This is a genomic window from Lysinibacillus sphaericus, from assembly GCF_006864135.1.
In the GTDB taxonomy this organism is placed as follows: Bacteria; Bacillota; Bacilli; order Bacillales_A; family Planococcaceae; genus Lysinibacillus.
The window spans coordinates 42,288-67,963 of sequence record NZ_SADV01000025.1 but is presented as its reverse complement, the minus strand read 5'-3'; the positions used below and the strand labels follow the sequence as shown (position 1 = coordinate 67,963).

Annotated in this window: 23 protein-coding genes, 1 pseudogene and 1 other annotated feature; of the genes and pseudogenes, 14 read left to right on the top strand and 10 right to left on the bottom strand. The window is 34.9% G+C overall.

Annotated elements, in window-relative coordinates:
* Window positions 1-318: 318 nt before the first annotated feature.
* Window positions 319-1,461: an MFS transporter gene (locus tag C7Y47_RS20585; protein WP_142510465.1), complete on the bottom strand. Its 1,143-nt coding sequence runs from the start codon at window positions 1,459-1,461 to the stop codon at window positions 319-321.
* A 177-nt stretch (window positions 1,462-1,638) separates the two neighbouring features.
* Between C7Y47_RS20585 and C7Y47_RS20580 the strand changes: the two genes are divergently transcribed.
* Window positions 1,639-2,490, top strand: a complete 852-nt coding sequence (locus C7Y47_RS20580; protein WP_142510464.1) for a LysR family transcriptional regulator — start codon at window positions 1,639-1,641, stop codon at window positions 2,488-2,490.
* Window positions 2,491-2,538: 48 nt separating this feature from the next.
* Here the strand turns inward: C7Y47_RS20580 and C7Y47_RS20575 are convergent, their stop codons facing one another.
* Window positions 2,539-3,123: a DJ-1/PfpI family protein gene (locus C7Y47_RS20575; RefSeq protein ID WP_142510463.1), complete on the bottom strand. Its 585-nt coding sequence runs from the start codon at window positions 3,121-3,123 to the stop codon at window positions 2,539-2,541.
* Between the two features lie 141 nt (window positions 3,124-3,264).
* Here C7Y47_RS20575 and C7Y47_RS20570 point away from each other — a divergent pair, with 141 nt between their 5' ends.
* The 5 genes from C7Y47_RS20570 (at window position 3,265) to ileS (ending at window position 9,861) form a co-directional block, all read left to right on the top strand.
* Complete coding sequence (locus tag C7Y47_RS20570; RefSeq protein ID WP_142510462.1) at window positions 3,265-3,708, top strand: Lrp/AsnC family transcriptional regulator; 444 nt, start codon at window positions 3,265-3,267, stop codon at window positions 3,706-3,708.
* A 136-nt stretch (window positions 3,709-3,844) separates the two neighbouring features.
* Window positions 3,845-4,366 (top strand): sigma-70 family RNA polymerase sigma factor, encoded by a 522-nt coding sequence (locus C7Y47_RS20565; RefSeq protein WP_142510461.1) that lies wholly within the window; start codon window positions 3,845-3,847, stop codon window positions 4,364-4,366.
* A complete protein-coding gene (locus C7Y47_RS20560; protein WP_142510460.1) occupies window positions 4,359-5,321 on the top strand; it encodes a hypothetical protein in 963 nt (320 codons plus the stop codon). The genes C7Y47_RS20565 and C7Y47_RS20560 overlap by 8 nt, the downstream gene beginning before the upstream one ends.
* Before the next feature lie 164 nt (window positions 5,322-5,485).
* Window positions 5,486-6,331 (top strand): DUF2785 domain-containing protein, encoded by an 846-nt coding sequence (locus C7Y47_RS20555; protein WP_142510468.1) that lies wholly within the window; start codon window positions 5,486-5,488, stop codon window positions 6,329-6,331.
* Window positions 6,332-6,477: 146 nt separating this feature from the next.
* Window positions 6,478-6,717, top strand: a binding site (T-box leader).
* Between the two features lie 54 nt (window positions 6,718-6,771).
* Complete coding sequence (gene ileS, locus C7Y47_RS20550) at window positions 6,772-9,861, top strand: isoleucine--tRNA ligase (protein ID WP_142510459.1); 3,090 nt, start codon at window positions 6,772-6,774, stop codon at window positions 9,859-9,861.
* A gap of 411 nt (window positions 9,862-10,272) precedes the next feature.
* Here ileS and C7Y47_RS20545 read toward each other — a convergent pair whose 3' ends face one another.
* Both C7Y47_RS20545 and C7Y47_RS25880 read right to left on the bottom strand, forming a co-directional pair.
* Complete coding sequence (locus C7Y47_RS20545; RefSeq protein ID WP_142510458.1) at window positions 10,273-10,635, bottom strand: hypothetical protein; 363 nt, start codon at window positions 10,633-10,635, stop codon at window positions 10,273-10,275.
* 471 nt (window positions 10,636-11,106) lie between these two features.
* Window positions 11,107-11,229, bottom strand: coding sequence for a hypothetical protein (locus C7Y47_RS25880; RefSeq protein WP_255505285.1), 123 nt, complete (start codon window positions 11,227-11,229; stop codon window positions 11,107-11,109).
* 302 nt (window positions 11,230-11,531) lie between these two features.
* Between C7Y47_RS25880 and C7Y47_RS20540 the strand changes: the two are divergent.
* The 6 genes and pseudogenes from C7Y47_RS20540 to C7Y47_RS20515 all read left to right on the top strand — a co-directional run bounded on the left by C7Y47_RS20540 (window position 11,532) and on the right by C7Y47_RS20515 (window position 17,537).
* Window positions 11,532-12,017, top strand: a pseudogene (locus C7Y47_RS20540) (DinB family protein).
* Complete coding sequence (locus C7Y47_RS20535; protein WP_142510457.1) at window positions 12,004-13,977, top strand: S9 family peptidase; 1,974 nt, start codon at window positions 12,004-12,006, stop codon at window positions 13,975-13,977. The pseudogene C7Y47_RS20540 and the gene C7Y47_RS20535 overlap by 14 nt, the downstream one beginning before the upstream one ends.
* A gap of 322 nt (window positions 13,978-14,299) precedes the next feature.
* A complete protein-coding gene (locus C7Y47_RS20530) occupies window positions 14,300-14,779 on the top strand; it encodes a GNAT family N-acetyltransferase (protein ID WP_142510456.1) in 480 nt (159 codons plus the stop codon).
* Window positions 14,780-15,028: 249 nt separating this feature from the next.
* Entirely contained in the window at window positions 15,029-15,313 is a 285-nt protein-coding gene (locus C7Y47_RS20525) for a hypothetical protein (protein WP_142510455.1), read from the top strand.
* A gap of 214 nt (window positions 15,314-15,527) precedes the next feature.
* Window positions 15,528-16,205 (top strand): DUF3885 domain-containing protein, encoded by a 678-nt coding sequence (locus C7Y47_RS20520; RefSeq protein ID WP_142510454.1) that lies wholly within the window; start codon window positions 15,528-15,530, stop codon window positions 16,203-16,205.
* 705 nt (window positions 16,206-16,910) lie between these two features.
* Window positions 16,911-17,537 (top strand): DUF3885 domain-containing protein, encoded by a 627-nt coding sequence (locus tag C7Y47_RS20515; RefSeq protein ID WP_142510453.1) that lies wholly within the window; start codon window positions 16,911-16,913, stop codon window positions 17,535-17,537.
* A 144-nt stretch (window positions 17,538-17,681) separates the two neighbouring features.
* On the opposite strand, the gene C7Y47_RS20510 is transcribed toward C7Y47_RS20515, so the two are convergent.
* Window positions 17,682-18,125 carry a hypothetical protein gene (locus tag C7Y47_RS20510; protein WP_142510452.1) on the bottom strand — a complete coding sequence of 148 codons (444 nt, stop codon included), beginning with the start codon at window positions 18,123-18,125 and terminating at the stop codon, window positions 17,682-17,684.
* A gap of 312 nt (window positions 18,126-18,437) precedes the next feature.
* A complete protein-coding gene (locus tag C7Y47_RS20505; protein WP_142510451.1) occupies window positions 18,438-19,040 on the bottom strand; it encodes a LysE/ArgO family amino acid transporter in 603 nt (200 codons plus the stop codon).
* A gap of 106 nt (window positions 19,041-19,146) precedes the next feature.
* Between C7Y47_RS20505 and C7Y47_RS20500 the strand changes: the two genes are divergently transcribed.
* Window positions 19,147-20,574, top strand: coding sequence for a PLP-dependent aminotransferase family protein (locus C7Y47_RS20500; RefSeq protein WP_142510450.1), 1,428 nt, complete (start codon window positions 19,147-19,149; stop codon window positions 20,572-20,574).
* Between the two features lie 219 nt (window positions 20,575-20,793).
* Here the strand turns inward: C7Y47_RS20500 and C7Y47_RS20495 are convergent, their stop codons facing one another.
* The 4 genes from C7Y47_RS20495 to C7Y47_RS20480 all read right to left on the bottom strand — a co-directional run bounded on the left by C7Y47_RS20495 (window position 20,794) and on the right by C7Y47_RS20480 (window position 23,675).
* Window positions 20,794-21,210 (bottom strand): YjdF family protein, encoded by a 417-nt coding sequence (locus C7Y47_RS20495; protein WP_142510449.1) that lies wholly within the window; start codon window positions 21,208-21,210, stop codon window positions 20,794-20,796.
* A gap of 348 nt (window positions 21,211-21,558) precedes the next feature.
* The gene (locus tag C7Y47_RS20490) at window positions 21,559-22,161 is read right to left on the bottom strand and encodes a CPBP family intramembrane glutamic endopeptidase (RefSeq protein WP_142510448.1); all 603 of its coding nucleotides are present in this window, start codon (window positions 22,159-22,161) and stop codon (window positions 21,559-21,561) included.
* Window positions 22,162-22,647: 486 nt separating this feature from the next.
* On the bottom strand, window positions 22,648-22,839 hold the full coding sequence (locus tag C7Y47_RS20485) for a hypothetical protein (RefSeq protein ID WP_142510447.1): 192 nt from the start codon (window positions 22,837-22,839) through the stop codon (window positions 22,648-22,650).
* Between the two features lie 635 nt (window positions 22,840-23,474).
* On the bottom strand, window positions 23,475-23,675 hold the full coding sequence (locus C7Y47_RS20480) for a hypothetical protein (RefSeq protein WP_142510446.1): 201 nt from the start codon (window positions 23,673-23,675) through the stop codon (window positions 23,475-23,477).
* Between the two features lie 806 nt (window positions 23,676-24,481).
* Between C7Y47_RS20480 and C7Y47_RS20475 the strand changes: the two genes are divergently transcribed.
* Window positions 24,482-25,627, top strand: a complete 1,146-nt coding sequence (locus C7Y47_RS20475; RefSeq protein WP_142510467.1) for an oxalate decarboxylase family bicupin — start codon at window positions 24,482-24,484, stop codon at window positions 25,625-25,627.
* Window positions 25,628-25,676 lie beyond the last annotated feature (49 nt).

The window sequence follows — 25,676 nt, the reverse complement described above, 5'->3', positions numbered from 1 at the left end:
TTCGTGGTTGAAAACATTGTAACCAAGAGGAAAGAAAATGACCCCTTTTCTTTTTACACAATTATACGGACTCAATCAAACTAAAGTCAGAGTTGAAGAACATTGTATAGAATTTTACACAATATTAAGGACTTGACTAGATAGAACTCTTAATGATGGATAGAACCACCGAAATCGTGGATAGAACCTCCAAAGCCCCATCGAAACGACGGAAAGACCTATCCTAAAATGAAAGATAACCCTGTCAAAGTTGCTATCCTAACCATCAAAATGACGGGATCATCAAATCAACAGTTAGAACCGCAATTATTATTTAGTTTAAATACTATATTTGTTCTTTAAACTAAAGAACTGTAAACAAATGGCGAAAGACATAGAGATTACTGCGAAATAAATCAATGTTATTGTTCCAATGTGTAAGGAAAGTACAATACCGCCTAAGCTTGCACCGATTGCACTCCCTAAATAATTTACTGAACTATTTAATGCCACTGCAGAACTCCCGTTTTTCGGCTGAAACGATAGTAAAATATGTTGTTGAGGTGCTTGGCATGCCCAACCCATTACTCCCCAGACAAAGAACGGTAAGTACTTTAATATAGGTATGTTAATCATTATTGGTATACAAATAAAGGATAAAGTTAAAGTAAATAAAATGATTGTAACTAAAGATTTTGGTTTTCTAAAATAGTCGATTAAGTAACCAATCATTATACTTCCAACCAAGCCACCGAATCCCCATGCCCAAAGATATATCGTAAAGTTACTGGAGTCTGCCATTTCTTCTAATAAGGGAGATAGATATGTGTATAATCCTAGGCTAGCAACACTGGCGAAAAATGTTATACATACGGTTATAGTTACTCTTTTATCTAGGAACATTTTTAATCGTTCGTTAAGTGCTGGGGGAGGTGTTGTTGGGAAATCAGGCAGAAAAATAACCATACATAAAACAGAAATGACACCGATTATCACTAATAGCCATAGTGTTACTTGCCAATCAAATACGTTCGATATATAGATGCCTAAAGGAACACCAAGCACTGTTCCCAAGCTCATTCCTCCTATAGTCAACCCTAGAGCTCTTCCTTTCTTTTCACTAGAAACGAACTTTGTAGAAGCCGCTACAGCTAAAGGTGAAAATAAGCCAGCGCCAGTCCCCGCAATTGCTCTCGATAGTAGAAGAATAGAAAAGGTCGGTGCTAAAGCTGTGATGCTATTCGCTATCGTAAAGATAAACATTGACCATATTAAGATTTTTTTAATTGGTTTTCCAGCAAGTAAAGATGAAAATACCGGCGCTGATATTGCGTAAAATAACGAGAAAATGCTCACTGCCTGGCCGACTTGCGCTGTACTTTTTTGATACGTATCACTAATTCCTGGGAGAAGCCCTGCGATCACATAGGCATCAAAACCCAAGGCAAACATGCCAAAGGATAATAATAAAACATTTTTCATTTATAGAACCTCCATATATTAAAGATGCTAAGTATTATGTCGATTAGATAACTTATAACAATATGTTATAATCGAAGTACCATCTATATTTAATAGATTACTAAAAAACGTTGAATATGGAACAATCACTATTTTATAGGGGTATAACAAATCGTTATAGGGTATGGAGGAAATACAATGAATACAGAATGGTTACATAGTTTTATTGCTGCTGCCAATCAAAAAAGTTTTTCTAAAGCTGCTCAAATCACGAATCTATCCCAACCTGCACTAAGTAAACATATACGAAACTTAGAGAATAATCTTGGCATCGAACTATTTCATAGGACATCCATTGGTATTGAATTAACAGAAGCTGGCGAACGTTTTTACACTCGAATTACACCAGTTTTAACTGAAATAACAGCTATTCGTGAAGAATTGCAGCAATTTAGCCAGAGTAATTCTATTGCCATCGGTGGTCTGCCTAGCTTAGCTACTTACTATTTGCCAAACAAAATGAATGAACTTAAGCTACTAGATCGTCCTATAACATTAATGATTCAAAATACTTCAAATGAACTGTTGCAATCTTTACAAAAAGGTAGACTTGATGCAGTCTTTGTGGATGCAAAATATTCGGGAGAATCCTTGTGGAGTTGTGATTTGTTTACGGAACCTTACTATGCGGTGTTTCCGTTGAATCATCGTTTTAATTCAAGAACAGCAGTCGACCTTGCAGAATTGTGTGAGGAACCGCTTATTGTTCATCAAGCGCCTTGTGACTCAAGGAAGGAGATAGTAGAACAAATACAATCCCTTGGTTACACACCTAATATCATAACTGAGGTAAACTTTGGGGATTTTATTTTTGGAGCAGTAAGTTCTGGAATGGGGATTTCGATTGTACCAGAGTTAATGGCTAAAAATATCGGTCATCTTCAGCTTTTTGCCTTACCAATTAATAATTTTGGAAGAACAAGAACAATTTCATTGGTTACAAAAAGCAAAGAATTTGGATCGAAGTTACATCATTTATTATCAAATTAAATGGAATGAAGCTGTCTCAACTTAATGTTATGAGACAGCTTCATTTAATTATTTAAAACCCATTAAATCCTTTACCTTTTTTGTATTTTCTACAGATGTCAGCATTTCTAGTAAGTTAAATGCAACATCAAATGCAGTACCGGGATTTGATGATGTAATAATATGTTCAGTTTGAACAATTCGTTCGTTGACGATGTCTGCACCATAGGATTGTAGTTGTGCTAATCGTTTACTTGTAGGATGATTATAAGTAGTAGCTTTTCGATTATTTAGTACTCCACTATGACCTAAAATTAGGGAAGCTACACAAACCGTTGCAATCGGTTTTTTATGTTCATCGAAATGACGAACAACCGCCTGGAATTCCTCACTAAAAGCATCATCATAAAATCCAGCTTCCTCAAAGCCACCAGGAATAGCAAGTGCATCAAAATCCTCTAATGAAACTTCATGCAGCAGTTTTTCGGGGGCTACGTTAAAATTCCATGTACATTGCAATTGCTGATGCAATCCAACTGTCACGACCTCTGTTGTACCGTCGCCCTCCCATTTATTCCAGCCAAGTACATCTGTAAAAACACTCGCTTCAACAGCCTCAAAACCATTTGCTAATAGTAATAATATTTTTTTCATGTTGTTAATGCCTCCTTTACATGTTTAATTGTAATGAAAAAGGCTATTCAATAACATAATCTGTATAATGTAGTTTAGGTGAATTACTTTATAATAAAAGGAATTATATTAAATCTAATTTATTAAAAAAGGTGGATATATATGGATCGAATAGATACAGAAATTTTACAGCAATTGCAGCGAAATGCAAAAATGTCGATGAAGGATTTAGCGACGACGGTTCATTTATCGTCTCCAGCAGTTATTGAGCGTGTAAAAAAATTAGAAGAGCAGGGGATTATTGAAGCTTATAGTGCACAAGTAAATTTAAAAAGGTTGAATCGCGACATTCAAGCCATTATTTTATTTAAATCAATTGATTGTAAAAGTCTTTCTGAATTTTGTATCGCACATCCTGATGTCCTTGAATGCTATCGTGTAGCGGGTGAAATCAGTTATATAGTAAAAATTGCAACCAATTCAGTGGAAACATTAGAGCAGTTTATCGATGAAGCAATGCCTTATGGAACACCATCAACAAATATTGTGCTTTCTTCAAATAAAAAAGCGGTTATTGCGCCTTTTTCTGATGAAAATTTAGACTAATTAAGTCCGGATTTGCCCGGGTAATAAGGAGGACAATACAGAGATAAATCCATCACGAGAAGATTTTATTTAAAAAATACAAATAAAACAAACCTCAATACCGTGAGCACCGTTTATAGGGCAGAGAGGGGGAGAGATGTTGCTTGAAATTAACGAACTCGAAGAAATAATGCAGCAGCATACAGAAAGGCTCATCCGACTTGCCTTTTATTACGTTAAGGATTTACAAAGTGCTGAAGATATCGTTCAAGATGTATTTATTAAATTTTACGATAATGAGCAAAACTATGAAGAAAGAGGAGAATTACGGGCATATTTATCGAGGCTCGTCATTAACAAAAGTAAAGACTATTTACGCAGCTGGACATATCGTAAAATACAAGTTCAACAGAAGATCTTTGCCAAGCAAGCTGTCACGAAAAGGGACATGCTAGTGCAGCAGGATGAACAAACCTTAGTTGAAAACGCCATCTTAGCACTGCCATTAAAACAGCGTGAAATCCTTATTTATTTTTATTTTGAGGAAATGTCTGTTATTAATATTGCCGAGCTTTTAAGTATTCCTGAGAGTACGGTGAAAACAAGGCTACGTCGTGGACGAGAGCTATTAAAGCCAAAGCTACAGCATATTGAATGGGAGGTCCTACTGCATGAGTAAAGTCGATGTAAGGGTATTAAATGATTTAACCGAAAGTAAAAAGCGTGTTATGACTAATGTTGTACAGCATTTGGAACAGCGTGAGATGAAAAAAAGATCTTGGCGTTGGCAATATAGTGTAATGTCTATTATATTAACAGTTTGTATTGGAATATTTCTGTATACCCAATTCAACGGAAGTCAGGAGCAATCAGCAAGTATACCGACTGTTTTAGATGAAAAGTTTCTAAGCTTTTATTTGGGAGAGGATCCACGGTTAAATGATCAGAAATGGTCCGATGATTATACGAAGTTTAGGTTTGAATCCTTTTTACAGGTTGAATCTATATATGCTTACGCTCGATCAAAGGGGATAGTACCTACGCAAGAACAAATTGATGAACAGCTTGGAATGTTGACGGAAGAGATTAAAAATCAAAACGAAGCGGAACTTGCTAAACAATTACAAATGTTGAATCTTACAAGAGAAGAATTTATCGAACAATATATAAAACCATTCTCTATTAAACTAGTTACAACCAAGTTACTATTGGAGCAAGAAAAAGATCAATACAAAGGTGTAAATAAGTCGATACAATATTTATTAATGGAAAGAGATGCTTTGAATTATTTAGAGGGACATTATAGTCAAGAAATAGCAGCCTTACGTAAGAAATATAATATTCCAGCGGGAGAAAAAGGAATCCATTCAAAACGTGGAGTAGTCGTTGCAATCAAAGAACATGAATTTTTAGTCGTTTCGAATGCAGATGTCTCGAATATTGGTAAATTATCAATAGAGGACATCGTACAAAAACATGGTAATGGTACATGGTTCCCATTAATTGATGCCCCTACAACATTGTCGCTTGGGGACTATGTTGAAGTTAAATATAGCAGAGATTTTTGGGATGATGACTCTATTATAAGGAATGCGGTTATAGACAGCATGAAAATACTAGAAGAGAATAATTAAATTAAGGCTAGACATTCAAAAATTCCAAGAATGTCTGGCTTTTTTAAACTCCTCCTGTATTTGGATTATGGTACAATTGATGTAAGCGTTTGTATAAACAAGGGGCATCATAAAAAGATGGTTAAGCAAATTCTTTTAAAAAGGTTAGGGGAGAAAGATTGGATATGATACTAAATAATAGCTTACTTAAGGAAATTGAATTAAAAAAAATATTAACAGACATAAACAGTGGAAATAAAACATGGCAGCAAGAGGACCAAACACAAATTGTACAATCAATGATGCTTCATATCGGTTCATTAGATAGCGAACTGAGAGATGACTTAATATATGGTTCGTTTTATGATTTAATTTTAGAAAAAAACTTACTTGAGCATTCTCTTTTAACAGAGCTTTTAGATTATAGTTTGAATAATTCGCTTAATAAGGGTATCGAAGAAAGCGAATCAGATTTAGTTTTTACGCGCACATTTACGTCACTTCTTATCGCACTTATTTTACATAGGGATAATGCAGATGATTTTTTATCTGAGCACAAAATAAATGATTGTAAAGATCAATTACTAGCTTATTTATCAGCTGAAACAGATGTAAGAGGCTACGTGCCTGGTAAAGGCTGGGCTCATAGTGTTGCACATATGGCTGATGCGATCAATAAATTGGTGAAAAATCCAAAATTAAATAAAGACTCTTATAGCGAAATTATAAGCACATTATGGAACGCCGTTTTGCAAGAAAATTATGCTTTCATTCACAATGAAGATGAACGGGTTTTAGTACCTATTTTCACAATGCTGGAACATGGTTTAGAGGAGCAAGAGATTATAAAATTACTGGAAGAATTACCTTCCGCTTTAAGCATAAGAAAAGGACAGCTTGATCTACAGCATCACAGAATTTTACTCTTTAACTGTAAAAGCTTTTTAAAAAGCTTTTATATTAAAACAAATGGAAAGCCTAAGTTCGCAGCTCTTCATAAGAGCATCGAAGCATGTCTCGATGAATTATAGGTAATTGGTTCATCATCAAAAGTTGAGGGTAATATTTTATTATAATGAATGTCATGTGGTCGGAACGGAAATTAACAAAATATTAGTATTTTGTAATTATTGACAGACGAAAATTAGTTTGTTAAGATGATTGACAATAAAAGCATACAAATTCGTTGATGAGAAAGAGTAGTGTTTCATTTTGTTCTACAGAGAGCCGACATATTGGTGGAAGTCGGTGTGCAAGTGTTACATGAAGATCCTCTCTGAGAAGATTGGCTGAACATAGTAAGCTGATTCGGGTGTCTACCGTTAAAAAGAACACGTATGATTGTACGTTGCTGAGTGCTATTGAACGATGCTTCAATAGAATTAGGGTGGTATTCGCGGTTAACCCCGTCCCTTACTTGGGACGGGGTTTTTTGTATGCCTTTTATACATTTAGTATAGGAGGAATGTACATGCAAGTCGAAGAGAAAAAAGAAACAACTGTAGAAAGAGAAACAAGGATTCGTCGATTGTGGGAACAAGAAGGAACGTTCCAAGCATCTGTGGCGAACCGTTCTAGCAATAAGCCTTTTGTTTTTTATGAAGGTCCGCCAACCGCGAATGGTTTACCACACGTAGGTCACGCATTTGGCAGAACCATTAAAGATGTTGTGGCTCGATATAAAACGATGCAAGGTTATTTGGTTGAACGTAAAGCTGGCTGGGATACACATGGTTTGCCTGTAGAGTTAGGCGTGGAAAAAAAGCTAGGTATCTCTGGCAAGCAAGAAATTGAGAACTATGGTGTTGAACAATTTATTCAAGAGTGTAAGGGCAGTGTCTTTACTTATGAGAAGAAATGGCGCTCCTTTACGGAACAGCTTGGCTATTGGATTGACATGGCTGACCCGTATTTAACACTAAGTAATGATTATATTGAGTCCGTTTGGAATATTTTAAGTCACGTGCACAAGAAAAAACTTTTATATAAAGGGCACCGAGTTTCACCATATTGCCCTAGCTGTCAAACATCATTAAGCTCTCATGAGGTTGCACAGGGCTATAAGGATGTAAAGGATTTGTCTGTCACGGCAATGTTTAAGCTAAAGGATAAAGATGAATATTTTCTAGGCTGGACAACGACTCCATGGACATTACCCGCCAATGTTGCATTAGCCATGAATCCTAAGCTTATGTATGTTCGAGTGAAGCAGCACAATAAAGTCTATATCGTAGCAAAATCACTAGTGAATAAAGTTTTTGCTGATTCTGCTGAAGTGTTAAGTGAACATGAGGGGCATGAATTTGAAGGTGTGTCGTACACCCCACCATTTTCTTATGTCAAAGTTAATAAGGGGCATGTCGTTGTATTAGCGGATTATGTTACAGAGCATAGTGGAACTGGTATCGTCCATATCGCACCTGCGTATGGGGAGGACGATTATAAAACGGTACAGCAAAATGAGCTGTCGTTTGTTAATGTTGTTGATTTAAAGGGTTGCTATACAGAAGAGGTTCCAGAGCTTGCCGGTAAATTTGTGAAAGATTGTGATGTCGATATTATTAAAATGCTCGCTAAAAAGGAGCTATTGTTTGATAAGGAAAAATATGAGCATAGTTACCCTCATTGCTGGCGTTGTGATTCACCATTGCTTTATTACGCAACTGACAGTTGGTTTATCAATATGTCTTCATTGAAAGATAAACTTTTACAAAATAATGAACAAGTTACATGGTATCCTGATCACATTAAACACGGTAGATTTGGCAATTTCTTAGAAAACTTAGTGGACTGGAATATTAGCCGTAATCGCTATTGGGGTACACCGCTAAATGTGTGGGTTTGTCAGGATTGTGGTCATGAAGAAGCGCCAAATAGTATGGCATCTTTAAAAGAATTAGCGAAAGGCACTTTACAAGGCATCGAGCTTCACAAGCCGTATATTGACAAGGTTGTGTGTACTTGTCCGAAATGTAGTGGTGACATGGAACGTACACCAGAAGTGATTGATGTATGGTTTGATAGTGGATCCATGCCATTTGCGCAGCATCATTATCCTTTTGGAGACCTTACTACTTTTCACAATCAATTCCCTGCTGATGTTGTCATCGAAGGCATCGACCAAACACGAGGCTTTTTCTATAGTTTATTAGCGGTTTCGACTTTATTTACAGGGAAGGCACCTTATAAAAATGTCCTTTCCTTAGGGCATGTTTTAGATGAGCATGGGCAGAAAATGTCGAAAAGTAAAGGGAATGCATTAGAGCCAGTTGAACTAATAGAACAGTACGGAGCAGATGCTTTAAGATGGGCGTTCTTAGTGGACAGTTCTCCTTGGAATCCTAAACGCTTTTCTAAGAAGATTGTGACGGATGCGAAATCAAAGTTAGTCGATACACTAGATAATACGTTCAAATTTTATCAATTATATGCGGAAATAGATGGCTTCCAGTACGATGCTGAAAAGATAGGTACACGTACAAAGCTAGATCATTGGATACTTTCTCGGTTACACCACACAATTCAGCTTGTGACAAAATCAATGGATGACTATCAATTTACACAGGCAACACGTGAAATCGGCAAGCTTGTGGAAGAACTAAGTAACTGGTATATCCGTCGCTCACGAGCAAGATTTTGGGCAAACGGGCTGACAGAGGGTAAACGAGGTGCCTATAGTACACTGTATGAGCTTCTAACGACAATTTGTCAATTACTAGCACCATTCACACCATTTATTGCGGAAGATTTATACCGACAATTAACAGGGAAAAGTGTTCATTTACAAAACTACCCAACATACAATCAATCGCTCTTTAATGCTAAGCTTGAAAAAGAGATGGCGAATATTTTAACAGTCGTAGAGCTTGGCCGTAGCATCCGTAATAGTCAAGGAATCAAGGTAAAGCAGCCGTTGAGTGAAATCATTGTTTCTGTAGACGGCGAGTTAACAGATGATCAACCATATAGCGAGCTCGTGAAGGATGAATTAAATATAAAAGAATGCGTTTGGACAAATGATTTTTCAGCTTACGAAACCGTTCATTATAAGCTTAATTTTAAAACAGCAGGTGCAGCATTTGGAGCTAGAGTGAACAAAGTAAAGGATTATGTAGTGAATTTAAATGACGAGGAGAAAAATATATTACAGCGAACGGGTTCAGTTGCTTTATCGATTGATGGGGAACAGGTAACATTGTTAAAATTGCACGTGTTAACCGAATCCATTGTAAAGGACCAGTATATGTTAGCAGAAGATGCTTTATGCCGAGTTCTTATCAATGTTCATCTGACATCTAACTTACTTGAGGAAGGGCAAATTAGGGAATTAATTCGCACAATTCAAGATAAACGCAAACAATGGCAACTCCCTGTTGAGCAATATGTATCGATTTCGATTACTGGAAGTGCCAAAGCAATAACCATCATCCAGCAGCACGAAGCGGTACTAAAGGCAAATGTGTTATTAAATGATATTCATTATGTGAGTGACCATCATAGTGAACAATATATTGAGACAGAAGTGTTTGATGAAAAAATTACTGTTTATTTCAAGCTATAAAATTCTTTATGCTCAGGTAAGTTTCAAACGCTCTGGTCGACAGAAGAAGTGATCAGGTAAGCCTAGAAACTGCTCCGGTACCAGTATTTTATAATGCACTTTAAACAAGCTGAAGTAGGCTGTTTTTAAGCTGAACTAATTTTGCTATTAGTTCAGCTTTTTTATGTTTAAAGATATAGTTTTAGTATATAAAAGTATAGTATTTGTAAATTTTCTAACGGAGCAGATATATCAAATTGCAGTATTATAATACATTACTATATTTGATGAATATCAGAAAGAAATTGTGTATCAAGGGTGATAAATAAATGGAAAAACGCCTATTTAAAAAGATTGATTAAAATGAAGTTTTATCAATTAAATGAGCCTTATTCATCTAAATCGACCGTAAATTTAATTAAGTAATTCAATTTATAATGGAACATTAGATGGATGTTCATTTTGTTTCTTTTTTTTACTTACTATACAGCCTATACAACCAACAATAAATATAAGGATTGCAATTATTTCAAGTGGCACGAATAAAGTCAGAAATCCTATTCCTGCAAATCCGTCTTTTTTTATGTCTGCATAAATGAATGAACCAGCAACAGTGACTATAGGCGTAAAAAATAGCGCTAAGTACATGCCCCATATCACAAAATTAAGTGACCAAGAACGTTTAAAAGTAAGAACGAAAGCCATTATAAAAAAAATTATAAGCATGTGGATAATGAAGTCATAATTTGAACCACGCTCCTTTAATTTTCTATCTTTTCGAACTACTTGATTCATCACCTTAAGTTGTGGATGACTTTTGTTAAAACGTCTACTATGTAAATAGTTGATTGGAGTGGAGAATAGGCGACTCCTCGGGGATCAGCGATAGAGGAACGAAGGCTAAAAGCATCACATCCTGTGATAACGCCTTCGTGACCAACATCGTGTTGGCCCGAGACCCTGCAGCGCAGCGGATGTTTTCTGTGCGAAAGCGTAGTGTTAACGTAGCGGCAGCAACAAATGTTTTCTGTAGCGAAAGCGAAGCGGCAGCAACAAAGCGCCCAGTCGGAACGGAAATCAACCACACGTTTTGGTGATGATCCAACTACTTTCGATTTTGACATAAATATTCAATGGAAAATCAGCTCTAGACTTTATCATAGACGAACAATCCGTCTTTTTTACAAAGCTATACTGGGAAATATGGGAATTAAACAAAAATAGAGCGAGTAAAACGCTCTATAATCCCACTATGTATTCAAGTAATTACTTATTTTTTTCAAGTTCTTCGATACGTTTTTCTAACTTTTTAATCTTAGCATCAGCTGAGACCGCAAAGGTGAATGATAAACAAGCAAAAGAAAAGGCCATAAGTGCAAAAGCGTTCATTTAAATACCTCCGAATAATAATAAAGGAATACTGCCCTGTAATTAATCTACGTATAAAAATGGAAAAGGTTTCAAATAGTTCATGGCGATTGAAAAAGAAAAAGCTGCAGGCGTCGTCATACGCTACAGTAAACGAAAGAACACTTTGAAGAAATTAATAAATAAAGTAATTGACTACTTATTACGAATATCAAGAATTTGTGAAGAATCATATTTGAACTAACAGCGCAGGTTAGTTGAAGAAGGAAATAGTTGGATTTATATCGAAATATTATGTAATAAGTTAGATTGGAGTGCTTACAATGATTAAATTCTTTAAATATAATTGACAAGTAAGAGATGAATGGTTTGATTGGTGCAATCAACTGACAATTGAAGAGTTGTTAAAAGAACGTAGGGGTGGGGTAGGAAATATATTATATACACTTTTTCACATAATTGATGTGGAATATAGTTGGATTCGTGGTATTCAAGGGAAAGAAGATGTAGCATTTCAGTTTGTTAATTACAGTACACTTGAAAAGGTTAAATCTCTTTCAGCTAAATCACGAAATGAAATAGCTGAATTTTTAGCAACAAATTTAGGGAGTTTAAAAGAAAAGCTAGTCAGTGTTTCTTGGGATGAAGATACATATACTGTTGATGAGATATTACACCATATCATTACGCACGAAGTACACCACATGGGTCAACTTTCTGTGTGGGCGAGAGAATTAGAATTAAGCCCTGTACCAGCTAACTTTATTGGAAGAGAGTTAATGAGGAGGACTATTAATGAAAAGGAATGAAAAAACATATTTAAGTATAGAAGAGATTATTTCAATACCAACCTTATCCGATACAAACATAAGTGATGATGGCAAAAACGTAGCATTTGTTAAGAAGATGGCTAACTGGAAAGACAATATTTATAGGAATCATGTATGGGTATATGAAAAAGATAAGGGGCAGTGTTCCCCATTAACAACTAGGGATATGGATAGTTCAAACCCTTTATGGTCTCCAGATTCTAGAGCTATCGCATACCTTAGTCCAGTTGATGATGGGCATAATAAGAAAAACCAGATCTTTGTTAAGTCTAAAGATGATTATAGGGGTGTTCAAATTACTGATGAGAAAGAAGGGGTCAGTAAATTCAAATGGGAGCCTACTGGTAAGGGTTTATATTATGTTGCACCATCAAAAGAATCTAAGGCGATAAAGAAACGTAAGGAACTATATGGAGATTTCCATCAGATAGGTAAGGAATACCAGAAAAATTGTTTATATTATATTGAAATAGAAAAAGTGATACAAAATGATAAAGATGAACACGAAAATAGCGTTGTTAATCAACTAACTGATGGTAAGGATTTTCATGTTCATGACTTTGATATTTCAAATGATGGGAAAAAGGTTGTATTGATGGCTACACCAAGTCCAAATATGGAAGATTATAATAATGGCGTTCTATACATACTAGATATTAAAGCTAGGAAACTACAAAAGATAACGATAGATAAGTTGTTGGCAGGGAATGTTTGCTTTTCTCCTGATGGTAGCAAAATATGTTACTCAGCAAGCATAAGAGAGAAGGATTACTATAAGACCCATATACAAGATAGTACGCTAGAAATATACGATATGAATAATGGAGAGCTAATTCAACCTTTAACAGATTTTGATAGTACGGTTATGCCATTACAGTGGACAGCTAAAGGAATATTAATTAGATGGCAGAATAAAACTAATTATCTTATTGGGTTGTTATCTGAGAATGGCTCTGTGGAAATGTTAAGCGATAAAGTAGATAGCTTTATTATGGATGCTTCTATAACACGGGATGGAAATCATCTATCCTATAATAAGGCTATAACAAATGAAACCTTTGAAATTTATTTAGACGATAAAAAAATAACAAGTGAAAATAGCTTTTTCAAAGGAAAGCTTAAAAGTAATAGGGAAATAATCTCATGGCAAAGTAGTGATGGTTTTGAAATAGAGGGAGTTTTATCAACCCCAATCGACTTTGATGCGAATAAAAAATACCCCTTACTAGTGGTAGTCCATGGTGGTCCAGCTTGGGCATCATTTCCAATATTTTCGAACTGTTTTAATGAGAAATATCCTATTGAACAGTTTATCGAAAAAGGCTTTATCGTTTTAGAACCAAATTATAGAGGAAGTTCTGGTTATGGTAATGAATTTTTAAAAGCAAATTATAGAAAACTAGGGATTGTTAACTACGATGATGTTATATCTGGAGTGGATCAACTAGTTGACAAAGGGATGGCAGATAAAGATAGAGTAGGGGTTATGGGCTGGAGCAACGGGGGATATGTAGCAGCTTTCTGTTCTACATTTAGTAGTAGATTTAAAGCTGTTTCTGTTGGAGGCGGAATAACGAATTGGAGAACCCAATATGTAAATACTGATATACCTTACTTCACAAGGACGTATTTAGGAAATGATCCATGGAATGATCCAGAGGTATATACTAAAACATCACCAATGACATATATTAAATCGGCCTGTACTCCTACTTTAATTCAACATGGCGAACAAGATGCAAGAGTACCAATTCCCAATGCATATGAGCTATATCAAGGATTAAAGGATATGGAGGTTGATACAGAATTAATTATTTTTAAAGGAATGGCATATAGTTCTAACCAGCCAGGAATTAATGTGGCTATTATGAAGCAGAATTTGATGTGGTTTTCCCACTATATTCTTGGAGAAAGTATGAAAGATTTTAGGGTTTTATGATTAACTAAATGGATATCTTCACAGGATACTTAAGGATGCGAAGGAACAAATGGTTCTCCATTGATTTGTAAGATGATTAAAAATGAAGATGGAATTTGGCAAGAGTCATTTATGCCTATTCAATAAAAGCATTATTTTGTTTAAATTTATTTTGACAAACAGAGTTTATGAATATTTGTACTTAAAGTGGGGGGCGATTGTTCAACTAGAGCAGTCGCTTCTTGTGCTAGCGAGCAGTTTAGTTGCAAAAGGAATAATATAAAATTTACTATAATGTTACTATTAGTTTAAATGGATTTTTACATAAAAAGGGGGGATTAAATTGGAAATTCGTTCAGTTACAGGTTCAGACTACTATGTAATTTCGCCGCTAATCAATGAGTGGTGGGGTGGGAGGAATATGTCGGATATGTTACCAAAACTATTCTTCGACCATTTTACACTAACAAGTTTCATTGCAGAAAAGGATGGTAAACTTGTAGGCTTTCTAATAGGACTCCTTTCTCAAACTCATTCAAATGAGGCGTATATTCATTTTGTTGGAGTTCATCCTGAATACAGAAAGCATCATATTGGACAACAATTATACAATAAATTTTTTTATACTGTAAAACAAAATAATCGGAGTATTGTTCGATGTGTAACGTCACCTGTCAACAAAGTTTCGATTGCCTATCATACCAAGATGGGTTTTGAAATTGAAATTGAAGATGGAGATAGAATTGTTGATGGTCTATCAGTAAATACTGAATATGACGGACCAAATCAAGACAGAGTTTTATTTGTAAAAAAATTAGATTAAATGCTAGTTTTTTTCTTTATTGAACTAACTTAAGCAAGTTAGTTGAGAGTGAGAAAAAATGTATATAAAATAGCACTTTGGGGCGTAATTAAAACGTATAGTAAGCTATTAGAATGGGAAGATAAATGAGAGATTAGTTTAAACAAGCAACAGTAAGAAGAGAAGGTGGACAATGAACACGAATGATCGGAAAATAAGATTAGAGTTTCTCTTACAAAAGCAAAAAGAGAAAGAAAAGATGAATTGCAGATGCAATTAAATTGGATGTTGGAGCCGTTCTCAACTAAAGAAAGTATTAGGCTGTTAGATATTGAGGAAAAGGCGAAAATGAAAACTGAATTTATTGCGAGCATCCCTATAATTGAATGGGTAAGTCTAGATTTAGAGAAAATGAATAACAAATTCGTGATACATAATGTTAATAGCGATAAGATTGCATCTTTTTTAAACGGTGAAGAACTTTACACCGAGAATTCAGTGTATCTTTTCTTACAAGACGACCTACCACCTTTTTCAGTACATTACCTTGGCTGAAGATGCCACTATCAAAGGTTATTGAAAATATTATTCAAATAGCAGCAGAAGATTCCTATCAACAGTATGTATTTTGCCCATCACCTAAATTTGTAATAGAATTCGTTGAACTTGACTTAATAACCATTGCTTTGTAACAAGGGGTTTTTGATGGATACGTTTCACTAACGGCGCAGGTTAGTGTAATATAAAATCACTAGAAAGAATGGAGTGAATGACGATAGATGTAGGTCAATATTTACATAATGCTTTTCCAGGGCTTACTTTGGCACCTAGTCTTTATCATCAATGGAGTATAGGAATTCACTTTGAATTAGGAATGGGGATTTATCAGCTTAAAGATGATGGTAGTCTGAATCACGAAATGTTTGACTGCGTATACAGTCAAGCATTGTCTATTTTCAATGAACTTTTTTCTGATTTGGATGAAATTTTTCTGGTTACGAATGTTTATCAGCATAGGTCTGATGAAATGAAGAAAAATCGAATAAAGGTTTATGATCGCTATGTAAAAAATAAAAAATTAAAATTCCATTTAACACAAGAAACTTTACCGTATGTATTTGATGCTGAAGAAGTTGACGATTATTATACTTGTCGATTTTCCCTAAAGTGCCGCAAACAAGATTTTAAATTCCCATTGCTTATTAAAGCAGCGTGTAATGAGGATTTCCCCTTAAAACCTAGGTTTGATAAAAAATGGGGGTCAGGTTCAAACTATCCAGATGTGTTTTTTATAAATATGACTAAAAATGTGATCTTTTTTATTTATGATGATAGAGGATGCGAGGTCATTGCAACTAATAAAGAAACCATATACCCTTTGTATAAAAAATACGGCGATTGGATTGATGAATACTCACGAGAAGAAATTATTAAACGTTTTAAATAAGAGTGTCATTATGTAATTTTCAACTTCTATAATCACTTGTTCTGGCAAAAGTGGTACATACGTACTGACAGAGGCATTTATTAAAGATCATTGAGTTGCATATGCAGCTCTTTTTTATTGAACTAACGAAGCGCAATTTAGTTGAATAAGGAAAAAATTACATATATTAAATTAAGCCATACATTGTTAACATTTGATAGGTCAAGTATTCTATGGAAAGAAATTAGAGCGGAAGCATTTCTCCAACAAGTGAAGACTTTCTTTACTAAACCATTGAATTAAAATATAGCTTCTACAAGGGTTGAAGTGTTTGTGTTCTTGATGAAACTTCAATTGAGAAACACGAGGTGAAAAGTAATGTATCAATTCCAACACGAGAGACAAAGGAAAGAAAAGATATTTAAGGTATATGTCATTTTATTTAGTATATCTGTATTGATAAATGTAGTTTCATTCTTTGTAGAAGGTAGTATCCTTCGTGCAATAATCAGTCTTTTATTTTTTTCTATTGTTCTACACTATGCTTTACGACAGAATGTTTGGGCGGGATTATTCGTAAAATATATAGTGTGGATACATATAGTTTTATTATTCCTTATATTTCTCAATATGTTAATTAAAGTTAGTGCCTTATTCAACTAGTTCAATAAGCGGTTGGTAACGTTATTTATATAATAGAAGAATTTATATAAGGGAGTAACTCCAATGAAGGAAAATATAATGAAGTATATCGATAGCCATTTTCCCAACCTAACAAGTGAATGGCATCTAAGGTTTGAACTAGGCGAGCCCTATGAAAATGGAACTGAAGATAGATTAAATCAAGTTGTAAAAAGAGTAACAACATTGTTTGAAGAAGTGTTCAAGCCCGATGATTCTATTTATATTTATATAAAAGATTGGGAAGTTACAGAGGATATTATGTTTGGAAATACTACTCCAGAATATCTGTACAGTTTATTAATTGATCAAAATATAGAAGAGGAAACGTTATTCGAGATAGAGGAGGATTATGATGAGGTAACGTCTCAAACAATAGAAGTTAATATTGAATACAAAGTGAAATTTGTATACGCACAATTAAAGTCTATACCCTACCAGGAAATACTTAAGGGTATAGGGAATTATGAACAAGGAAGAGTACCTTCTATTGGACAATCTGCGTACTTTATTAGTACTGATAAGGACCTACTATTTCATATGTACGATGATAGAGGTTGTTTAATACATTCTAAGGATGTTGAGAAATTGTTGCCTTTGTATCATACATATAATAATTGGCTAGTTGACTATTGGCGTGATTACTTTGATAGCATTTTCAAGAAGGCATAATCTTTTTCATTCGACAAAGGGAGTACGATTGTCCAACACGCAGTAAACTTATTATAGGGAAGCATTTTCTTTAGTAAAAAAGCACCTTCAATTATGTGCTTCCCTAAGTATAAGAAAAATAAAGGGTTATGAATCCTACAAAATTTACGAAATGAAAAATCCTACTATATAATGACTAACAAAAATTGCAACATAGATTAAAGTAATATAAGGTTGATAATCAATATAAAATTCTTTATGTGTTAACCTAAATTTATGGGGAATTAAAACCCAACTAATATAATCAATTATTATAGAAAGTATTGTCCATTGGATAACCGTATTAAGGATAAATTCTTTTACATTATCCGTATCAATCCCTTTGCTATATAGCCATAGAAAAATTGGAAATATTAAAACATTGTAAAGAACCTGGTAGGGTCTAGATTTAACATAAACTGGTGATTTTAAAAAAGTTGTTCCTGCCTGCTTCGCATTTTGGACACCGTAAAATTTATTGGAGATTAACATATGTATAAAAACTACTAACGTTGCGACTGTATAAGCAAGTAACATCCATATAAAAGACATACCTAAATTATTTAACAATTAACTTCACCTCGTAATCTAACTTACATATTATCCAATGTAATCAAGTAAATGTAAAAAATGTTCCGGAAAATAGCTCCAATTACTTCGATACTTTTAAAACTGCTGCTCCGTTAGTTAAATTTACAGATACTATAAATATATCTACCTAAATCTTTAAACAAAAATAAAAGCTGAACTACTATTGAAATTAGCTCAGCTAAGAAATTGCATTTGTTGCACATTGTATTTAGGATCGGGAAATATAAGAGCCTTACTCAACTCTTGGCTTTTCATAAAAAACAGTATCCTGAGCGTTTTTTATGACATAGATTACAGTAAATCACTAACAAGGTAGAGAGCGGTTCCCCAAATAAAAATCGCTGAGCATTTATTAAAAATATTCATAAGCTTACCAGAGCTATCCAGTTTTTTTAAGGATGCTCCAGCAATGATAAGACCGAAAAACCACAACCAAGAAATTAAAACACATGCAGTAGTGAACAACATTTGCTCCGTCCCGCTATATTTTAAGGCACTCGTTCCGATAACTCCTATTGTATCTAAAATGGCATGTGGATTTAGGAGAGAGACAGAAACTGCGAATAAAATTTGTTTTTTTACTGGAAGTGCTTCGTTATTATCTGCAGATGCAGGATTTGAACGCCAAATTGTATAGCCCATATAGAGTAAGAAAAGTATCCCAACACTCATCAAGGTGATACGTAACCACTCAAATTGCAACACAATTATAGATAAACCAAATACCGCAAGTAGTATTAGAAGCGTATCACATATTGAGGCAGTGATGCTGGCGGGTAAGGCACGAACTAGATGGGGCTGTGTTGCACCTTGGGAAAAGACAAAGACATTTTGTACGCCAAGGGGCAAAATAAGTCCAAATGCTAAAATTATTCCATGTAGAAATGCTTCCAATGAAATACCTCCTTTCACTAAACATTTTAAATATGTTATAACTAAAAGAAAACGACCAATTGGATGGTTTTTAAGCCATCCAATTTCGCAAGTTTGAGGTGATACGATGAGCTGGCAACCAAGTAGAGAGGGAAAAATGACATTACAACAGCAAATTATTCAGTGGATTACTGAACATATTGAACGGGGGGATTGGGTGGCAGGAACAAAGCTACCGACACAAAGACAGCTAGCGATGCAGTTTGGGGTAAACCGTAGTACTGTTCAACAGGCGTTAGAAGAATTAAAAGCGGTAGGAATATTGGAATCGAAAGTAGGTTCAGGTATTTATGTGGCACAAAATTCCTGGGATTCATTAATTGTACAAACACAACCAAATTGGCAAAAGTACATAGACACAAGTCTCCATAAGCCGAATTATCTTACCATTCAATTAATCAATGAATACGAGCAGCGCGATGATATCATTCGATTAGGCACTGGTGAGCTAGCACCTAGTTTATTGCCCACCACTGAAATTGAAGCTTCTTTGAAAGAGCTCTCTTTGCAGCCGAAAGCTTTAGGCTATTCATCACCACAAGGTAGCGATAAACTTCGAGAAGAGATTTGCGAATACGTGAAAAAAAGAGGGATCCATGCAAAGCCGCAAAATGTTTGTATTGTATCTGGTGCACTTCAAGCATTGCAGTTGATTGCTGTAGGACTACTTGAACAGGGTTCTATCGTATTCCAGGAACAGACGTCTTATTTAAATTCAGTCCATCCTTTCCAGTCTGTAGGTATGCAAATGCTGTCTATCGATCGTGATGAACAGCTCGCACAAACGTTAGCCCAAAAGAAAAGAAAAAGACAGGCCGTATTTTATGCTGTTCCCACTTTAAACAATCCGACTGGTGGGGTATGGACGTCGTTTGAAAAAAGGCAACTATATCAAGCGTGTAAAGAATCTCGTATTCCTATTATTGAGGATGACGTCTATCATGAATTGCTCTTTGAAGCCGCAACGCCACCAATTAAATCAATGGATGAAAGCGGGCAAGTCCTTTATATTGGCAGTGTTTCGAAAACATTAAGCCCCGGACTTCGTATTGGCTGGTTAATTGGTCCAACTACAGTAATTGAGCGATTAGCAGATATAAAAATGCAAACAGATTACGGATCAAGCGCCATCTCACAGGAAATTGTGCTGCATTGGTTGCAATCAGGGAAGTATGAAAAGCATATTAAGAGTTTGCGGAAAGAATTAATACGGAGGGCCAATTTTGTTGAGGGTATATTACAAGAAAAATTTGAGGACATTGCTAGTTGGGATAAGCCGAAAGGTGGCTTTTATATTTGGCTAAAGTTTCATGAGCCAATCGTTGATAAAGAGTTATTCACCAAGCTATTGCATCGACAAGTTCTCATTAATCCTGGCTATATTTACGATCCGCAAGATACTCAGCATATTCGATTATCATATGCCTATGGAACAGAAGTAGAGTTGGAAAAGGGCTTAAATATCCTTTTTGAAATTGCAACCAAGAAAAAATGAAGTCTTATGTAGATTCTAAAAGAAGCCCGCTTTTGGCTATAAGAACATCAACTATAGGGAATTATTTTATAGTAGATTTGGCGGAAGACAAATTTGACAAAATTAACTTCCCCTGAAAGAAGTCCCCGATTTTTAAAGAAAAAGGTGGAGAATATTAAAAGTTTAGCAAATCCCTAATAAAAAAACTGACAACATTAGTTGTCAGTAAAAAGAATGATATTACCTACCTTTATGTTTATTTTTAGACTTTTGAACTTTGATATTCCGAATATATTCTTTGCGTTCTTCTTTAAGTCGTTTACTGGTAATAGATTTTTCTTTTTTTCTAAGTGCCAATTCGGCTTTTATCGCTTCTTCGGCCTTAGAGGTGATACTTGGATTTCTTAGTTCTTTTGCAACTTTTCTTTGAAGCCTTTTAGGGTTGATTTTCTTCATTTTAATTTGTTGGATAGGTATTCCATCATGTTTATCATTATTTTTGATAAAATCCAACAAATTTTTATTTACAAAATCAAAGACTTCTTGATCTTTAGGTTCATTCCCAAAAGTATACTTGTATGCTTTGTATTTGTTTTCGGAAATGTTTTCTATTAGCCCTATATAAAATTGGCCATCATAAAAAATGGTTAGTTTCATAGTAGGTCCCTCCTCATATTAAAATCGAATGATGGACATCCCGAGGAGGGGAAGGTTACTGACATCATATTAATGATGCATCCGGACTACCAACCGAATCGTGTTTTTTCATTCAAATAGTATTATAAACGATTTGTTATTATTTGTAATGGAAAATTTATGATTCCGCTATAAATAGTAACCTAGAATATCAATTGATCTATGATGATCTTGGTGGCTCTTTTCAGGCGTAACCTTTTGAGAAAAGAATAATTAATTCAAGTGAAGAATCCGGCATGAACCAATAGTTGATAGGAATTAATTTATCAAGCTATTTCGTCGACAAGCCTCATTAATCCTGTGTATATTTTAATGTTTAACTTTTATTAAATTGTATTTGAATAATAGTGTCATTCCGATATTCATCAAAAAATGTACAAGAAAAGGTACTAAAATATTGTGTGTTTGACAATAGATCCATCCGAAAATTAAACTTGGAACGATTATATTTATTAACATTATAGGTTTTTTGAAGTATTGAGTATGCATCCCAATGAACAATAAAGTTGTAATGATAATGGCAGTCCACGGGTGTTCTAAAAATACAAGTAGTAAATTTTGAATAATTCCCCTAAACAAAACTTCTTCAAATAACGCGCCTATAAACATAAAGGCACCCATATTTAACAACGAATAGTCTTGATAGCTTTTGTTTGTTTCGTCTATGTATTTCGAGGGATTAAACAAAGTTAAAATTACCCCAAACAAAAGTAGACTAAGTGAAGCGAGAACTACGCACGTTACCATGGTGAATGGCTGATTGAATGATAGGAAATCCTGTACTGTGAATACATCATAAACTATTAAAGCGAAAATGATAGCTACACAAACGAATGTAAAAGAAGAGAATACAAAAATAGCGTCTTTCGGGCTAAAATTCTTCTTAATTTTTTTTGATTTGTCTTTCTCCATATCTTTCCTTCTTTCCTGATGCTTAAAGAATAAAGAGATATTTTACCATAATATTTTTACGAAAAATGCAATTGCTACTACATTTCCGACAAATCGTTTTTTTTGAGAAAAAATCGAGGTTAGTAAAGGAAATCATGTAATCATTTATATTCATATATTCTAGAATTAGTGAAGTGAACGTGCTTGGGGTAAATTACACAAGGGGAAATATTTAATGTTTGAACTTTTTTTGGTAGGATATATCCAAAAATATGCTAAATTACTTTAGTGAAATATATACTTATTATGTATTAATGGTTTAGCGTAGTTTCTTTAATAATGAGTTTTTATTGTGCCTTATAGAATTATTTCCAGTTGCTATTATGAAAATCGCTACAACAAAAACTCACTGTCCTATATGTGTAGCGGAAGACCTCTTTTTTAGGGTTGGTTATGGTGAATTAATTCTCCCAATAAAAGGTCTTCCTTTTTTGTCGTTTTATCCATTTACACTCTCTTTTTTAATTGTCTATTAATGCTCACTAATAAGCTCATAATAATAGAAAGTAAAGTAACTATTATTAGCCCAATAGACATTAGTATACCATCAATATAGGCAAGGAATCCTGTTGCGCCTAAAGCAAAAAAGCTGACGACACTTAAAAATAAAGTAAGGAAAAAAACTTGGAAATAATGCATGTTATCCACCTCCTATTTTTTAGATATGGAACGGATTTTCTTTAACTTCTTCCAGCAAATGTTTTTTGTAGAAAAGGCGAAGCGTCAGCTACAGAAGTCTACCACTCCTATAGGAGGTGAGATAAATGCGGATTTATACGTGTGTTCAAACAGAGGAACCCAGTCTAAGAACGCCATGTCATGTGGCAACGACTGAGTGACCAATATCGGTGCTGTTGCTGACGCTTTGCTTTCGCATAGGCAAAAAACATGTTGCTGACGCTGCGTTTCGAAGGCAAAAAACACATTGCTGATGCTGCGTTAGCACTACGCTTTCGCGCAAAAAACATTTACATGCCTAAGCACAAAGCCATTCCGGACGTAATTATGCCGAGGCATAATTGTTTTTGTGGGGTTATTTTTATATTAGCAAAATTCATGTATCCCAAAATTGGTAAAGAAAAAGGTTATTAGATTCTTGCTCCGATGTGCCTGAAAGGTTGATTTCAGTACTTTTAAGCTAGAACAGTTCCTTAGTGCTTGAGTAGTTCATTTCTAAATGATTAATTTTTAATCCAAGTAAGTAATCTTACAAGAGGAAAGAAACTAATAAAGAGTCACTCAACTGGAAGTGACCCAAAGTTTAACTATAAGAGCTATTTAAACTTATCAACTTTCTTAACTTTCATTGAAGCTACTTCTCCGCAATTCGTACAAATAGTCAAAATTAGTGGCGAACTCGAAAAATGGACCATATCGAGCTTAATGGGTTTTACATTTGCCATAGATCCGCCTAATTCACCTTGTGCGAAGGAATCACTACCACAAGCCTTACAAACTAAAGTATTATTTTCCATGTTAGCACCTCGTTATGTAATATATGTAAATTTTATCATGGAAATAGCCGCCGTGTCACCATACGCTACAGCAACTAAATGAACAATTATGAGTTTAAATCTAAAAAGAGCGATTAAAACTGCGCTCTAAAATTTAATGAATTAATTTGGTCTACTAACTTTTAATTTATTAATATACCACTGACAGTAGGATAGATATTGCATTCATCGGTACAACTCCCCATTTTTATCTTTTTTATACTATGAAAAGCCGCAGCGTTCGAAGGCTTTTGCGGATCTCAAATAATACTTGATTTTATCTGGGAAATTAAAATAATGGTGTGATAGCAAACTGCAATGACGTTTGGGGCGAAGTAAATATATGTAAAATTATTCGATAACATTCCAACTGTAAATTTGGTTAAAAAGGGATAATAAAATAAGATGGGTTAAGCATTTTAGGTTAAAACCGTTATACATAAGTCGCGATTACTTTGAAAAAGAAATAAATTTATGAAAAACTGCATCGCACCTCTATTTAAGGAAGCGATATTTTACAAAGGGATTTTAAGGGAAAAAGCGAATATATAGTTTAAAATCGTAAAGGGGGTTGGTCATTATGTTATCGAAATATCGCTCCAATACATATATTCCGGAAATGGTGAAGGCATGTAAAATGTTAGCCAAACTACAGAAATCTATTTAACACCAACATCCTCTGCTATCCTCGCAACTAAGCTGAAAGGGAAAGAAGAATATTCCAAGTAAAAAATCCATACATATTTAAATAACGATTTCTTTATGAAGAGGTGAATCCATTGGAGAACATGCCAGAGGACTATTCTTATGTTCCGCAGCCTATTCGGAAAGATGGGGCGGGGTGGGTTGATAAAGGGCCGAGAGATTTTATGAGGGATCTGGAAAATCCTAATATGCTTGTCCCTCCAAAAACAGATGCTGGACTTGTACCAAATTTAAAATTCTCTTTTTCTGATACGCATATGGTTTTAAAAAATGGCGGTTGGTCTCGAGAAATTACTGTTCGTGATTTGCCAATCGCCACTACATTGGCAGGTGTTAATATGAGTTTGACACCAGGTGGAGTACGGGAACTGCATTGGCATCAACAAGCAGAATGGTCGTATATGCTTCTTGGCCATGCACGCATTACAGCAGTCGATCAAAATGGGCGTAATTTCATTGCTGATGTAGGACCGGGAGATTTATGGTATTTCCCACCTGGAATTCCGCATTCCATACAGGGTCTTCATGATGGCTGTGAATTTTTACTGGTGTTTGATGATGGACATTTTTCAGATCTTAGTACATTTTCAATATCTGATTGGTTTGCTCATACTCCTAAAGATGTGCTGTCCTCTAACTTTGGTGTTCCTTTGAGTGCTTTTACACATATCCCGAAAGAACAGGTCTATATTTATCAAGATAAGGTTCCAGGACCTCTAGACACACAAAAAGTACAATCCCCATACGGTACAGTCCCTCAAACCTTCAAGCATCGCCTGCTTGCCCAAACTCCTATTAAAACTCCTGGCGGTAGCGTTAGAATTGTGGATTCAACAAACTTTCCTATTTCAAAAAATATCGCCGCAGCGCTTGTCGAGATTAAGCCTGGTGCAATGAGAGAGATGCATTGGCACCCGAATAATGACGAATGGCAATATTACCTTCAAGGTCAAGGGCGTATGACAGTGTTTGCTGCAAATGGTGTAGCTCGAACATTCGATTATCGTGCAGGAGATGTAGGGTACGTGCCGTTTGCAAATGGTCACTACATTGAGAATACCGGCACAGAGACATTATGGTTCCTTGAAATATTTAAAAGTGATAGATTTCAGGATGTTTCGTTAAATCAATGGATGGCCCTTACTCCATCTGAGCTAGTACAAAGCAATTTAAAGATTGGTCCTGAACTTCTTAACGTATTGAGAAAGGAAAAATGGCCAGTTGTATAAATAACCTGGATTTTCTTATTATCCAAGGTGAGCGTTTAGAAATGCAGGT